This window comes from Haloleucobacter ellipsoideus, from assembly GCF_052491725.1.
This window is the reverse complement of the sequence record NZ_JBQWAR010000018.1, coordinates 1-14,588: the sequence shown is the minus strand read 5'-3', so window position 1 is coordinate 14,588 and position 14,588 is coordinate 1. Positions and strand designations below refer to the sequence as shown.

11 protein-coding genes and 2 tRNA genes are annotated in these 14,588 nt (G+C 66.6%); 7 read left to right on the top strand and 6 right to left on the bottom strand.

All coding sequences use genetic code 11. The features are described 5' to 3' along the window. Nucleotides 1–47 precede the first annotated feature (47 nt). The 4 genes from ACT6QG_RS07295 to ACT6QG_RS07280 form a co-directional block, all read right to left on the bottom strand. Nucleotides 48–329: a metal/formaldehyde-sensitive transcriptional repressor gene (locus ACT6QG_RS07295; RefSeq protein WP_444976918.1), complete on the bottom strand. Its 282-nt coding sequence runs from the start codon at nucleotides 327–329 to the stop codon at nucleotides 48–50. Between the two features lie 312 nt (nucleotides 330–641). Continuing rightward, nucleotides 642–717, bottom strand: a tRNA-Ala gene (locus tag ACT6QG_RS07290). 123 nt (nucleotides 718–840) lie between these two features. Further along, a tRNA-Ala gene (locus tag ACT6QG_RS07285) sits at nucleotides 841–916 on the bottom strand. 144 nt (nucleotides 917–1,060) lie between these two features. Next, nucleotides 1,061–1,450, bottom strand: coding sequence for a TIGR02300 family protein (locus ACT6QG_RS07280; RefSeq protein ID WP_444976917.1), 390 nt, complete (start codon nucleotides 1,448–1,450; stop codon nucleotides 1,061–1,063). A 243-nt stretch (nucleotides 1,451–1,693) separates the two neighbouring features. On the opposite strand from ACT6QG_RS07280, the gene aroA reads away from it, so the two are divergent. Continuing rightward, nucleotides 1,694–3,055, top strand: coding sequence for a 3-phosphoshikimate 1-carboxyvinyltransferase (gene aroA, locus ACT6QG_RS07275; RefSeq protein WP_444976916.1), 1,362 nt, complete (start codon nucleotides 1,694–1,696; stop codon nucleotides 3,053–3,055). Nucleotide 3,056: 1 nt separating this feature from the next. Then, the gene (gene cmk, locus ACT6QG_RS07270; RefSeq protein WP_444976915.1) at nucleotides 3,057–3,683 is read left to right on the top strand and encodes a (d)CMP kinase; all 627 of its coding nucleotides are present in this window, start codon (nucleotides 3,057–3,059) and stop codon (nucleotides 3,681–3,683) included. A 174-nt stretch (nucleotides 3,684–3,857) separates the two neighbouring features. Here cmk and ACT6QG_RS07265 read toward each other — a convergent pair whose 3' ends face one another. Both ACT6QG_RS07265 and ACT6QG_RS07260 read right to left on the bottom strand, forming a co-directional pair. Then, nucleotides 3,858–4,589, bottom strand: coding sequence for a TetR/AcrR family transcriptional regulator (locus ACT6QG_RS07265; protein ID WP_444976914.1), 732 nt, complete (start codon nucleotides 4,587–4,589; stop codon nucleotides 3,858–3,860). Between the two features lie 57 nt (nucleotides 4,590–4,646). After that, nucleotides 4,647–5,855 (bottom strand): GGDEF domain-containing protein, encoded by a 1,209-nt coding sequence (locus ACT6QG_RS07260; RefSeq protein WP_444976913.1) that lies wholly within the window; start codon nucleotides 5,853–5,855, stop codon nucleotides 4,647–4,649. Nucleotides 5,856–6,070: 215 nt separating this feature from the next. On the opposite strand from ACT6QG_RS07260, the gene ACT6QG_RS07255 reads away from it, so the two are divergent. The 5 genes from ACT6QG_RS07255 to ACT6QG_RS07235 all read left to right on the top strand — a co-directional run bounded on the left by ACT6QG_RS07255 (nucleotide 6,071) and on the right by ACT6QG_RS07235 (nucleotide 14,286). Next, nucleotides 6,071–7,351 (top strand): metallophosphoesterase family protein, encoded by a 1,281-nt coding sequence (locus ACT6QG_RS07255; RefSeq protein WP_444976912.1) that lies wholly within the window; start codon nucleotides 6,071–6,073, stop codon nucleotides 7,349–7,351. After that, a complete protein-coding gene (locus tag ACT6QG_RS07250; RefSeq protein ID WP_444976911.1) occupies nucleotides 7,348–10,812 on the top strand; it encodes an AAA family ATPase in 3,465 nt (1,154 codons plus the stop codon). The genes ACT6QG_RS07255 and ACT6QG_RS07250 overlap by 4 nt, the downstream gene beginning before the upstream one ends. Nucleotides 10,813–10,947: 135 nt before the next feature. Next, the gene (locus tag ACT6QG_RS07245) at nucleotides 10,948–11,394 is read left to right on the top strand and encodes a DUF3775 domain-containing protein (RefSeq protein ID WP_444976910.1); all 447 of its coding nucleotides are present in this window, start codon (nucleotides 10,948–10,950) and stop codon (nucleotides 11,392–11,394) included. Between the two features lie 682 nt (nucleotides 11,395–12,076). Beyond that, a complete protein-coding gene (locus ACT6QG_RS07240) occupies nucleotides 12,077–13,825 on the top strand; it encodes a DEAD/DEAH box helicase (RefSeq protein ID WP_444976909.1) in 1,749 nt (582 codons plus the stop codon). Then, complete coding sequence (locus ACT6QG_RS07235) at nucleotides 13,822–14,286, top strand: YaiI/YqxD family protein (RefSeq protein ID WP_444976908.1); 465 nt, start codon at nucleotides 13,822–13,824, stop codon at nucleotides 14,284–14,286. Before ACT6QG_RS07240 ends, ACT6QG_RS07235 begins: the two co-directional genes overlap by 4 nt. Nucleotides 14,287–14,588 lie beyond the last annotated feature (302 nt).

The following is a 14,588-nucleotide window of genomic DNA, read 5'->3' as shown; positions in this document are numbered from 1 at the left end:
GCGTCAGGCTGCGCCATTCATCCTCTTGCCGGGGCGCGCCGGCGTCCTCATTTCGCATAACGGCGAATCACCGCCTTCAGCTCTTCCGCCCCCTGCGCGCGTTCCTCGTCACTCAGGCCGGGACGCGCGACATGTTCCAGCAGATGTGATTCGACGATCTCATCCAGAAGGCCATTCACGGCCCCGCGCACGCCGGCCACCTGATGCAGCAGCTCGGCACAGGGGGAATCGCGCAACAAGGCCTTGTCTATGGCCTCAATCTGCCCGGCGAGGCGTTTCACACGCGCCCTCAGGGCAGTCTTGTAAGCAGTCGAGCTTGTATGCGACATGGGATAGGTGGGTACCCTATATTGGAGTGATGCACAATGCGCCCATCCGCCACATGCAGCCTCTGCCACACGGGGAACAAGCGAGACATCAAGAGGACAGCAGGCGGCGGGAGTAAAGGGAGAGACGCGAAATGAGTCGCCTGCCCCGCAGGCGCACCATGGCCCTGGGGATTGCGCACATCAGTCAGGAGGGCATGGCAAGGGCGGAGAATAGAATCAGCCAGCCTGCAAAACCATGTGCCGGCGCGGACATATCCGCGGCACACCCGGGCCGGGGTGCTGGATGAGCTTTTATCTGTGCCGGAGGAAATCTGGTGGAGCCAGGCGGAATCGAACCGCCGACCTCTTGAATGCCATTCAAGCGCTCTCCCAACTGAGCTATGGCCCCACAACGCCGCAGGCTGCGCCATCATCAAACTGAAGCCAGAGGCTCCGGTTCATTTTCAAGCGCCGGGAATGTCCCGCGGCAGGGTAGACGGAGCTTGCGCCCCGGTACTCAAAAAAGAAAATCTGGTGGAGCCAGGCGGAATCGAACCGCCGACCTCTTGAATGCCATTCAAGCGCTCTCCCAACTGAGCTATGACCCCACCGGGCTGCGGGCTGCGTGATCAATGCCAGATCAAGCCGAGGCTTTCACTCACATTTTTCGCGCCGGGATGTCCCGCAGCGGGAGCCCGGAGACGGATGTCTCTCGAGCGAGGACGGCCTTAGAGCATGGCCGAAGACGGGTGTCAACCCTCTTCATCATCCTCCAGACCATCACCGATCAGATCGGAAACGTCGTCATTGTCATCCTCGTCTTCCTCGAGGAAGGTGTCGTCGTCTCCGGTGTCCAGATCGTCATCCACATCCACGTCATCGGATACGGAAACCTTGGAGGAGGCTGCGGATTCCGCATCGGCTTCCTCAAGGCTGATTACCTCGGCAGCTGTCTCCTCATTGTCACCGTCATCCGTGCTTTCGGCATCGGCACGGGCCACGGTGCGCGCCGCCGGTTCAAAATAGGAGCGCGGATAGCTCTCCCCTGTGAACGGAGACACGATGGGATCCTTGTTCAGATCGTAAAACTTGCGACCCGTAACAGGACAGGTGCGCTTGGTGCCGAGTTCAGGCTTCGCCACGGCAAAGATCCTCGGTAAGACTGTGGAAAGGGCGTGCTCCATTGAAACGTTGCATGGCCCATGTCAAGGCGCAATCGCCGAAAAGGCTTTTTTTGGCGGCCTCAACAGGCCGTTCGGCACAGGCCGGCCCATCTTCCCGCCGTGCCGATGGCTCCTGTCCGGCAGCTATGTTAGACGACCCATCATGATTCGAGGCATGGCCGCCGCCAGAATGCGCGGGGCGGCAAAACCGGGGTTCAGCTCATGTCTTCCGCCAGCTCCAGCCCATCTTCCAGCCATCACGGCGCGGCCCGCCCCGCAACCGGGCGCAAGTCACCCGCGCTCAAGGGCCAGGTGCGTGTGCCGGGCGACAAGTCCGTCTCCCACCGCGCCCTGCTTTTCGGCCTGCTGGCAGCGGAGGAAACGCGCATTACCGGCCTGCTGGAGGGCGAGGATGTGCTCAACACCGCCAAGGCCTGCGCGGCCCTTGGCGCGAAGGTGGAGCGGCTGGGAGACGGCGAATGGCGGGTGGAGGGCGTGGGGACGCGCGGCCTTTCCGCCCCGGCCGAGCCTCTGGATTTCGGCAATTCCGGCACCGGCGTGCGCCTGATGATGGGGCTTGTCTCCGGCCAGCCGGTGAGCGTGGCTTTCGATGGCGATGCCAGCCTGCGCCGCCGCCCGATGAAGCGGGTTCTGGACCCGCTGGTCGAAATGGGCGTGCAGGTGGAGGAGTGCGCCGAAGGCCAGCGCCTGCCGCTGCGCCTGAAGGGCAGCGCGAGCCTGAAGGCCATCACCTATGAAACCCCCGTGCCCTCGGCGCAGGTGAAGTCCGCCGTGCTTCTGGCCGGCCTTGGCGCACCGGGCGAAACAATTGTTGTGGAGCGCGAGGCCACGCGTGACCACACCGAGCGGATGCTCACCCATTTCGGCGCGGATGTGCGCGTCGAGCCGCACGGCGCCCATGGCCGGCGAATCACTCTTTCCGGGCACCCAGCGCTGAAGGGTGCGCCGGTGGATGTGCCGGCGGACCCCTCTTCCGCCGCCTTCCCGCTGGTGGCCGCGCTCATCGTGCCCGGCTCGGACGTGCTGCTGACGGACCTGATGATGAACCCGCTGCGCACCGGCCTGTTCACCACGCTGAAGGAGATGGGCGCCGATATCGAGATCCTGAACGAGCGCCTGGAGGGCGGGGAGACGGTGGCGGACCTGCGCGTGCGCCATTCCCGGCTCAGGGGTGTCGAGGTGCCGCCCGAGCGCGCCCCGGCCATGATTGACGAATATCCCGTCCTCGCCGCTGCCGCCGCCTGCGCGGAGGGTGAAACCATCATGCGCGGGCTGGCCGAACTGCGGGTGAAGGAGAGCGATCGCCTCGCCGCCGTGGCGGACGGGCTGGCGGCCTGCGGCATCACCCACCGGGTGGAGGGCGATGATCTCATCGTCACCGGCGGACCTGTGGTCGGCGGCGGGCCTGTCACCACCCATATGGATCATCGAATCGCCATGTCCTTCCTCATTCTGGGCCTTGCCAGCGAGAAGGGCGTGAGCGTGGATGATGTCGCCTTCATCGCCACGTCCTTCCCCACCTTCATGCCCATGATGCGTGGCCTTGGCGCGGTGATCGACTGAGATGCTGATCGCGATCGACGGGCCGGCGGCATCCGGCAAGGGCACCCTGGCGCGGCGGCTTGCCGCCCATTACCGCCTGCCCCATCTCGATACCGGCCTGCTCTATCGGGCCGTGGGAGCGCAGTGTCTGGCGCGCGGTCTTCTGGAGGATGCGGCCGCCTCCGCCGATATTGCCCGGGCGCTGGATACAGACATGCTGGACCCGGATGCCCTGCGCACCGCCGAAATCGGCGAGGCCGCCTCACGGGTTGCCGCACGCCCGGATGTCCGCGCCGCCCTGCTGGATTTGCAGCAGCGCTTCGCCGCACAGGAGCGGGGTGCGGTGCTGGACGGACGCGACATCGGCACGGTCATCTGCCCTTCCGCCGATGCCAAGCTTTTTGTCACGGCCACGCCGGAGGTGCGGGCCGAGCGCCGCTTCCGCGAATTGCAGGGCCGGGGCGAGATCACCTCTTTCGAGGCGGTTCTGGAAGATATCCGCAAGCGTGATGCGCGCGATTCCGGCCGCAGCGCCGCCCCCCTGACACAGGCGGGGGATGCCACGACCCTGGACACCACCGCCCTTGGCATTGAAGAGGCTTTCGCGGCAGCTCTGGCCGTGGTCGAAAAGCGCCTTTCCAGCCGGTGAGAGGCTCCCTCCGGCAAGAGCAAGCGGAGCCGGATGAGGGGGCCTCTGCCCCCCTGAAGCCAGCCCGGCCCTTTCCTGAACATCCGTTGCAAGACATGGGGCACAGGCCGCACAAGCACGCCTGCATGGCGCCCTGCCCCTCCCGCCCGGTGCCCCTGCCCGGATGAAGCGTGTTCAGGCCCCCGAATAGCCCTCGGCCGCAGCCGGGGTTTCGGCCGTCCCATCCTGCCGGCTTTGATCCTGCCGGGCCTGTGCCCGCCTGCGGCGATCTTCCCGCCGCTGGTTCCGGCGGGCGCGGCAGGCCCGCCACGGGGCCAGAATGGTGATGGCGTTATCCAGCATGCCCAGCAGCCTGGCGCCATTTTCCAGCTCCCGGTCGAGCGCCGCCATGGTGCGGTCCAGCCCCTCGGTCTCATCCTTGAGCCACACCTGCACCACGCGCGCGAACAGGAGAGCCAGCCCCCGCGCCCGCGTCTGTCCCGCAAGGCCGGTGCAGTCCACGCCCGCCGCCGCCATCATCCAGCGCTGCGAGCGTTCAGAAAGGCAGAACAGGCGCAGCGCCAGCGCCGGATCATGCCGCGCGGCCCGGGTCAGGGTGCGCACCGCATCCTTGTGCGGCTCCAGCGCATCCAGCCGGCGCATCAGCACCTCGAACAGGCGCTCTCTTGGCCCCTCGCCGGCAAAACCCTCATCATCCGGCCCGCCCTCGGCCAGAACCTGCCGGTCCGTCTGCCGGAAAAAGGCCGAGAGAAGTTCATTGATGGAGCCGAAAGCCCCGCGCAATTCCGGCAGGGAAACGCCGGCTCCGCGCGCAATATCCGCCAGCGCGATGCGGTGGGGCGGCGTGTGGGCCAGTTCGGCGAGGAAGCTGCGCAAACAGGCGTCGTGCAAGGCGTGTGCTGTCATCTCATCCTCCATGCGCAGAACGGGCCAGCCCTCACACATCCCTCATTCGGCGGCGGGCTAGCCCTGCGCTCCCGGCCGCGCCTGCGCCTTCTCTCCAGTCAAGCCTGCGTTTGCGGCAACAACATAGCCATTGCGCCCGCGCCGCTTCACCTCATAGAGAGCGGCATCGGCTTGCTCGGTGATGCGCGGCAGGCTCAAGGCCCCCTCGCCCCGCCATGAAGCCACACCAATGCTGGCGGAAAGGGTGATGGGCCATTCGCGCCATTCCAGCGGTCTTTCATTCAGAATCCGCAGAAAGTCCCGCGCCAGCGCCTCTTCATTTTCCGCGCTCATCCCTGTGGCGATCAGCGCGAACTCATCGCCCCCGAGCCGCGCCAGCCGGGCATCAGCACCCAGATGATGCACCGCCAGCTCTTCCACGAGGCGGGCGAAGTCGCGCAGGCAGGCATCCCCCGCCGCATGGCCCATGCCATCATTGATGCCCTTGAAGTTGTCGATATCGAACATGAAAAGCGAGAGCGCGCCCCCGCCGGCCTGCGTCGAGGCCACCATGCGGGCAGCCTGTTCATTGAAGGCGCGGCGGTTGGGCAGGCGGGTCAGCTCATCATGCTGGGCCAGTTCCTCCAGCCGCGCGCTTAACCGGTCCACAGCCATCAGCAGGAAAGCGAGGTTCCAGATGGTTGCCCCGCAGATCACCGCCAGAAGCAGGACGGAGGCCACCTCATAATAGGCCGCGGTGGAGAGCAGCCCCATGATGCGCAGGGCATTCAGCACCGCTTCCGTCATCTGCCCGGTAAAAGACAGCGCAATCGCCACCAGTCCCGCAAGCACACCCAGGGACCGCTCGCCCCACTGGGTGAGACCCACCATGGCCAGAAACATCGGCACCATCTGTGAAACCGCATAGGCAATATTCTGCCCCGGCCGCTCCGGCCCGGCCACCAGCATCAGCACAAGGCCGAATGCCAGAGCACCCGCGCACACGCCCCATAGCGGCGGACGGGCGAAAAACACGCGCAAGCCCGTCCACATCAAGCAGAAGCCCAGTGTGATGAGGAGATTGCCGGCAATACAGAAAGCCCGGCCCCAGGCCGTGCCATCGCCCGCCAGAAGCAATCCGCCCACCATGGTGCAGATGCAGGCGGCCAGCCACAGGCGCGCGCCGGGAATATCCCTGTGGGTGATGACAAAGCCGAGCCAGACCAGCCCCATGAAAAAGGAGTTCAGCAGGATAACAATGTAGAGAGTGAAGAAATCGAGCGCCATTGTCGTCGCTGCCGGAAAAGCTGGACACTGCGGAAAAAGCCGGGGGCATAAAGCTTCCCCGGCGGGACGACGTCAAGTTTTATCCTGCTGAAGGCACCACGGCCTGTTTAAGAGGCCAACGGGCTTGCCCTGTGGCCCGCGCTGGGGAACAACAGGCGCACCCTCCCGGGCCCCGTGCCCTGCCATCCTGCCGCCAGACCGGAGTGCGCATCGCCATGTCGGCCACCTTCCGTTTTCTGCATGCCGCCGATCTCCATCTCGACAGCCCCCTGCGCGGGCTTGCCCGGCGCGGCGCGGCGGCCCACGCGTTTCGCGATGCCTCCCGCCGGGCGCTGGAAAATCTGGTGGCGGCAGCCATCGAGCGCAAAGTGGCCTTTCTCATCATCGCCGGTGACATCTATGACGGCGACTGGAAGGACTTCACCACCGGCCAGTTCTTCGTGCGGCAGATGGGGCGTCTGGCGCAGGCACAGATCCGCGTCTTCATCCTGCGCGGCAATCATGATGCCGCATCCGTCATCACCAGGGATCTGCCGCTGCCGGGCAATGTGCATGCCTTCTCGGTGCGGACAGCGGAGACCGTGCGGCTGGAGGAGCTGGGCGTTGCCCTGCACGGGCGCGGCTTTGCAAACCGGCATGTGCCGGAAAACATCGTGCTGAACTATCCTCCCGCCACACCGGGCCACTTCAATATCGGCGTGCTGCATACCTCCCTCACCGGCCGCGAGGGGCATGAGGTCTATGCCCCCTGCTCCATCGCCGATCTGGAGCGGCTGGATTATGATTACTGGGCGCTGGGCCATGTGCATCAGCGCGAGCTGGTGAGCGAGAGGCCGCATATCCTCTTTCCCGGCAATCTTCAGGGCCGCCATGCGCGCGAGACCGGCCCCAAGGGCGCAACGCTGGTGGAGGTGGTGGACGGGCGCATCCGGGCCCTCACCGCGCTCACGCTGGATGCGGCGCGGTTTGAAACGCTGGAGCTGGATCTTGCCGGCATCGCGGATATGGCCGGCCTGCATCAGGCCGCCCGCGGCGCCTTCCATGCGGCTGTGGAAGGGGCGGAAGGGCGCCCGCTGGCGGCGCGGGTCCATCTGCGCGGCGCCACGCCCCTGCACGCCCGGCTGATTGCCCACCCGCTCCAGCTGCTGGAGGACATGCAGGCGCTGGCCGCCGAGGCCGGGCCGGATGTGCTGGTGGAAAAGGTGGTGCCGGCGACGCAGGACACCCACCCCCATGGCGAGCTGGCCCTTACCGGGTTCGACGCCATCCTTGAGGAGGTGGCCGCAGACCCCGCCTTCGCCGCCGAGATTGCCGCCACCCTCGCGGACCTGCGGCAGAAGGCCCCGCGGGATCTGGCACGGCTGAATGGCGAGCCGGAGCTTGCGGCGGAGGAATGGGCGGCCCAGGCCATCGCCAATGCCCAGGCCACCATTCTGGCCCGTCTGACAGATGAGCAGGCATCGGCGAGCCCGGCCGTGCCGGAGGAGCAGGCATGAAATTCTCCAGCATCGGCCTCATCCGCTATGGCCGTTTCACCGACAGGCAGATCGATCTTGCGCCCGGGGCATCCGTGGTGGTGATCGAGGGCGCGAACGAGGCCGGCAAGACCACCGCCATGCATGCGGTGGCGGATCTCCTGTTTGGCATCGAGGAGCGTTCGCGCTTCAACTTCCTGCATGATTACAGGTCCATGCGCCTCACGGCCACCATTGTGGGCACGGATGGCCGCACCCTCTCCCTTGCCCGGCTCAAGCGCCGCAACGCGGCCCTGCTGAATGCGGAGGATGATTCCCCCCTGCCGGATGATGCGCTGGCGCCCTTTCTCGGCGCGCATGACCGGCGCGCCTTTCTGGACATTTACGGGCTGGACCAGCAGCGCCTGCGCTCCGGCGGTCAGCAAATGGTGACGGGTGGCGGCGCACTGGCGGAAACGCTGCTCTCCGTCGCGCCGGGTCTTGCCCATGTGGCGCGCTTGCGGGACCAGTTGCAACAGGGGGCCGCCGAAGTGTTCAACCCGGCCCGCCGCAATGCCGGCCATCTGTTCTACAAGGCGATGGACCGGCGCGCACAGGCCCGCGAGCAGCTTCAGAGGCTGGAGTTGCGGGCCGATGAGGTGAAGGCCACCCGCGCGGCCTTCACCGCGGCGCAGGAGACCCGCCAGAGCGCGGAACAGGCGGAGACGGAAGCGGCACTCGCCGTGGCGCGGGCCGAGGCGCTGCGGCAGGCGGCCCGCGAATTGCGGCTGCTGGCCGCCCAGAACCGCATTCTGGATGATCTTGGCCCCCTGCCGGTGCTTGAGGCCGGGGATCTTGCGCGCATCCGTGCCCGGCTTGAGGCCCATATCCGCGCGCAGGAGGATCTGTCCCGCGCAAGGCAGGAGGAAGAGGCTGCACAGGCTGTTCACGCCGCCATTCAGGTGGATGCCGCCATTCTCGCCATTGCCGGGGATGTGGAGCAGTGCGTCGAGGAATATGTGGCCATGCGTGACAGGCGCGCCGCCTTGCCCAACCGCGCCCGGGAGCGGGACAGCGCGCATCTCGCCCTCGGCGCCATTGCACGGGACCTGCATCTTGAATCCGTTGCGGATCTTCGCGCACGCCTGCCGGCCCGTCCGCTTCTGGCCCGCGCAACAGAGCTTGCGGACCAGTTGCGCACGCAGGAGGCCCGCGCCCATGCCCTGCGTGAGGAAGGGGAAAAGCTTGCCCTGAAACGGCGCGAGGCCGTGGCGTTGCTACAGGAGCATGGTGCGGTGGAGGACCCCGCCCCCCTGATGCGGCGTTTCGAGGCGCTGGATGGGGCGGAAGCGCGGGCGGAGAGCCTGGGCACGCTTCAAACGCGCCTCAGGGCCCTGCACACCGCATGGCAGGCCCAGATGGCCCGCCTGCCTTTTGGCCCGCATGATTTTTCATCCCTTCTGGCCCTGCCCCTGCCGGATCCGGCCAGTGCGGAACGCCAGCGTGAGGCATGTGATGCAGCGCTGGATGCAGTAGCGCGCCTTGAAGCCCATGCGGGTGAGCTGAGGGACGAACAGGCCCGCACCCTTGCCCGCCTGAAGGCGCTGGATGCGGGCGGCACGGCCCCCACCCCGGCGGCGATCACCGCGGCCCGCACCAGCCGCGATGCCCTGTGGATGCGCCTGCGTCCGCTGGCCACCGGCGCGCGCAGCCCGAGCGCCGAAGATGCCGCCCATGCCGAGGCGCTGGACCTCGCCCTCACCACCGCCGACCGGCTGGCGGATGACCGGCAGACCGAAACCCAGCGCCTCGCCGACATGGCGCGGACGACACTGGATCTGGCGGATATCGAGGCCCGTCTGTCCATCAGCGGCAGGAAGAGTGAAGCCGCCCGCACCCGGCTGGATGAGGAACAGGCGAAATGGACGGCTTTGTGGGCCGCCTCCGCCCTGTCTCCTCCACCCGCACAACAGGCGCTCGGTTTCCTGCGCGAAGTGGAGACGATCCGGGCAGAGCATGAAACCGCCTTGCGCGAGGAGGCGCAGGCCAAGTCCCTCTCTGCTGCCGTGCGGTGGGACCGGGAGGAGGTCCAGAATCTGCGCCATGCCCTCGGCCTTTCCCCTCTGGGCGAGGGGCCTTTGCGCATGGCGGAACTGCGGGCCGTTCTGCGCGCCCGCGCGGAAGCCTATCAGGCCCGGCGCGACAGCCAGCGCGATCTCGCCCGTCTGGATGAGGCCGCCGCCGATCACGCCCGGCGCCAGGAAGATCTGGCCGGGCGCGATGCGGCACTGCAACAGGAGACAGCGGCGGTCTTTCCCGCCCTCTGCATCCGCCCGCAGGCCACGGCGGATGAGGCCCGGGCGGCGATCGAGCTGTGGCACGACGCGCTGACCCACCATGGCGATCTGGAAACAGCCGAGCGCCGCATCACCCAGATCCAGCAGGATGAAAAGGACTTCATCGCCCATATCCGCGCCCTGTGCGCCCGCATTGGCGCGGATGAGCCTGATGATGCCTATGGCGCGGCCGTTCTGTTGCGCAACCGGCTGAAGGTGGCGCTGGAAGCACAGGGCCGGGCGCGCGATGCCGGCACGGCGCTGGCTGCCCGCACCCATGCCCGCAAGGCCGCGGCAGAACGCGCGGATCAGGCCCGCGAACAGCTTCAGCCCGCACTCGAGCTTGGCGGCCTTTCAGACCCGGAAGCCCTGCCCGCATGGCTTGAGCGCATGGAAAAGGCGCGCAAGGCCCGCGCGGAACAGGCCGAAATACGCGCCCGGCTGGATGACATTCGTGGTGACAGGCTGGTGGAGGAAATGCGCGCCGCCATTGATGATGCGGATGATGAAACCCTGACCCGTCAGGTTGCGGCCTGCGCCGCCGCCCGTGAGGAGGCGCGACGGGCGCGTGACCTCGCGGTGGAGCGCGCCACCCAGGCCCGGTTCGCCCTGGATGCGCTGGAGCAGCGCGAGGGCGCGGCGGAGGCGGCCCAGCAGGAGCAGGACGCCCTCGCGGAAATCACCGAGACGATGGACCGTTTCACCCGCGAGCATGTGGCCGCCCGCCTTCTCTCCCGCGCCATAGAGCGCTACCGCGAGGCGCACCAGCATCCCATCGTCACCCGCGCCAGCGCCGCCTTCCGCACCCTCACCAATGGGCGCTGGGACGGTATTGCGGTGGATTATGATGCCGATACCCCCCGCCTTGCCGCCGCCCGCGAGGGGCGGCTCGTGGGTTTCGAGGGGCTCTCCGAGGGGACGGCCGACCAGTTGTTCCTCGCCCTGCGGGTGGCGGCCATCGAGGAGCATGCCCGCCGCGCCACCCCCCTGCCCTTCCTGGCCGATGACCTGTTCGTGAGCTTTGATGAGGAACGCACGCAGGCCGGCCTGCGCCTGCTGGGCGAAATGGGTGCGCACACCCAGGTCATCGTCTTCACCCATCACCGCCATGTCACCGAATGCGCGCAAAGGGTGCTGGGAGATTCTGCCTGTCTCATCCGTCTCTGACCGGCGGCACACGCCACGGGCGGAACCATCCGCCGCCATCTTTGCGGCCTGTCATTGCGGCCAGAAGGCCGGCAACATGTTATAGTCACCCGAAAGGCGCAGTCTTGCGCCCGGAACACACCCCGAGGATGCGTCATGACCAGTTCCCGCACGGCCAGACCGACACCGCCCGCCCCGGAAATTTCCATCAATAGCGAGCAATTGTGCTTTCTGGTCGCCAAGTTCCGCGAATTCGACGTGAAGGACGCCCCCTCCCTCTCCGATCCCGGCTCCAATGCCAGCGATGACGGCATGCTCAATGTGCTGGAGGACCATGGCGACGACCCGGTGGTGAGCGAGATCGTCAGCTTCATCAACGCCATGAATGAGGATGAGCAGATCGACCTCGTGGCCATGGTGTGGCTCGGGCGCTCCGATGACGGCATCGAAAGCTGGGATGAACTGCGCGCCGCCGCAAGCCACGCCCATAACCGCCACACCGCCCGCTATCTGCTGGGCATGCCCCTGCTGGCCGATTATCTGGAAGAGGCCATGTCGCAGTTCGGCCTCTCCTGTGATGGGGAAGAGATGGGGCGGATGTGACACTTCCTCCTGTGGGCCGTGCGCAGACAAACCCGGTTTCGGGCTGGCGCCCCGCCCGCAGGATCGTTATACAGGCCCGAGGTCCCCGTAGCTCAGCAGGATAGAGCACAGGTTTCCTAAATTGGGCACACTGGCGGAAACGCCGGATGTGAATCCGCTCAAAGTCGGGGAAAGCTTCGGCCATCTGGCCATGCCAATCCCGAGCCAAGCCAGAAGCCGCAAGGCGGATGGAAGGTGTAGAGACTAGACGGGCGGCGCCTAAAGCCTTCAGGCCATGGCGAAGGGATAGTCCAGACCACGAACGCCGAATGGCGGCGGCGAAAGCCGAAGTGGGATGAAACCTGGTGTCGCGTGTTCGAGTCACGCCGGGGACACCACCTCCCGCAATATCAATACGTTAATCAGATTCAAGCGGCATCCGCGCCCGGCTGGCACCCTGTTCCGGCCCACATCTGGCCCACCCGCGATGCAGGGCAGCCCATGCCCGCCTTCATCCTTGCCCCGCCCCGACAGGGCCGGGCGCTGGAGCGATGCGCCGGCATGCGGGAAGCACGGCTGTTTGCCCTGCACCCAAATGCTCTATTGCGCTGGCACGGGCTGGCGCTTATCGTGCGGCGAAAGTAGGCGATTGAGCCTTGCTGCCGCCGGCCTTTGAGTCGCGGAACGCACAAGCCTGTAGAGAATGACCTTCAAAAAACTTCCCGCGCTTCTGTCCGAAGCCCTCGCGACGCGCGGCTATGCTGCACCCACTCCGGTGCAGGCGGCTGTCCTTGAAGCAGATGCAGAGGGGCGCGATCTCATCGTGTCCGCGCAGACTGGTTCCGGCAAGACCGTGGCCTTCGGCCTCGCCATCGCTGACAATCTGCTGGATGAAAACAGCATGGCCCGGCCGGCCCGGGCGCCACTGGCGCTCGCCATCGCCCCCACGCGCGAGCTGGCGCTTCAGGTGAGCCGTGAGCTGGAATGGCTGTATGGCGCAACCGGCGCACGGGTCGCCACCTGTGTGGGGGGCATGAACCCCGCGCTGGAGCGGCGCGCCCTTGCCCGCGGCGCCCATATCATCGTCGGCACGCCCGGCCGCCTGCGGGACCATCTGGAACGCGGCACGCTGGACCTTCAGGAACTGGCCGTTGTCATCCTGGATGAAGCGGATGAAATGCTCGACATGGGCTTCCGCGAGGATCTGACCGTCCTGCTGGATGCCACGCCCGAGGAACGGCGCACCCTGCTGTTCTCGGCCACCATGCCCAAGCCGATCATTGCGCTGGCCCGTCGCTATCAGCGCGATGCGCTGCGCATTTCCACGGTTGAGGAAAACCGTGGCCATGGCGATATCAGCTATCAGGCGATGGCGATCGCCCCGTCCGATATCCAGCATGCCGTGGTCAACCTGCTGCGCTTTCACGAGGCGGAAACCGCCATCCTGTTCTGCGCCACGCGCGACAATGTGCGCCACCTGCATGCCAGCCTCACCGAGCGCGGCTTCGCGGCGGTGGCGCTTTCCGGCGAGCATAGCCAGAATGAGCGCAACCATGCGCTTCAGGCCCTGCGGGACAAGCGCGCCCGTGTCTGCGTTGCCACCGATGTGGCCGCGCGCGGGATCGATCTGCCCGGCCTCACCCTGGTCATCCATGTCGAGATTCCGCGGGATGCGGAGGTGCTCCAGCATCGTTCCGGGCGCACGGGGCGTGCGGGCAAGAAGGGCACGGCCATTCTGCTGGTGCCCTATACCCGCCGTCGACGCGTGGAAGCCATGCTGCGGGGCGCGCGCATCAATGCCGATTGGGTATCCCCGCCTTCCGCCGAGGAAATCCGCGAGGCTGACACGGAGCGCCTGCTCGCCCAGCTGATGACGCCGGTGGAGATCAGCGATGAAGATCGCGCCATCGCCCAGCGCCTGCTGGCCGAGCGCAGCGCCGAGGATATTGCCGCCGCTCTGGTGCATGTCCATCGCTCGGCCCTGCCCGAGCCGGAAGAGCTGATTGCGGATACTCGCGCCCCCGCCCCGCGCAGCGCGCGTCAGGGTTTCGAGGACAGCGCCTGGTTCCGGCTGAATATCGGCCGCCGACAGAATGCCGATCCGCGCTGGGTGCTGCCGCTGCTGTGCCGCCGGGGCAATGTCGGCCGCAGCGAGATCGGGGCCATCCGCATCATGGATACGGAAACCCTGTTCGAGGTGCAGCAGAGCGTGGCCGCCCGTTTTCTGGCGAAGTTCCGCCGGAAGGATGAGGATGATGAAGGGGTGGAGATCGCCCCTGTCGAGGGTCAGCCTTCCATGCCGCCCCGGCCCAAGCGTGGCAAGCTGGACAATGCCGCTCCGCGCGCCCAGCGTCCGCCGCGCCAGAACAGGATGCGCAGCACGGGCCCAGCCGGCGCGCCTTCGGCAGACCGCAAGCCCGGCAAGCGCAAGAAGCCGGACCAGTATCGGTGATCCGCATTCTGGTGGATGCCGACGCCTGCCCCGTGAAGGAAGAGATCTACAAGGTCGCCTTCCGACACGCGGTGCCGGTGACAATTGTGAGCAACAGTTTCATCCGCATTCCGATGGATGATCTCGTGACCCGCGTGATTGTCGAGGCCGGCCCGGATATGGCGGATGACTGGATCGCCGAGCGCGCCGATGCGCGCACAGTCTGCATCACCGCCGATATTCTGCTGGCCGAGCGCTGCGTGAAGGCGGGCGCGGTGGTGATTGCACCCAATGGCAAGCCCTTCACCGAAAACTCCATCGGCTCGGCGGTCGCCATGCGGGCGCTGATGCAGGACCTGCGCGCGACCGGCGATAATGTCGGCGGTCCGCCCCCCTTCGGCAGGAATGACCGCTCGCGCTTCCTTTCCGAGCTGGATACCGCGCTGGTGCGCCTGCGCCGCGCTTTGCCGCCGCAGTCCTGATCCCCTCTCCCGACAGCAGATGCGCAACATGTCGCAACCCTGTGGAAGGATGCGCCGGACACTGGCTGCGCCTCACTTTCCCCCGCCAGATTTTGCACTGCACAAGAGCGGCTCTTTCGGGCCGCGTTGACAGTTCGCTCAAGCAACCCTACCTCTTAAGATGCCGGCCGGCTTGTAAAAACAGAGTTTGTGCTGTCCCGCAGCCAGAGCTCAAGGGGGATCAGATCATATGGCCCTACGCGTGTCCGGAAAGAATATCGACATCGGTGAAGCCCTTCGCGAGCGTCTCACGCAGCGCGTCT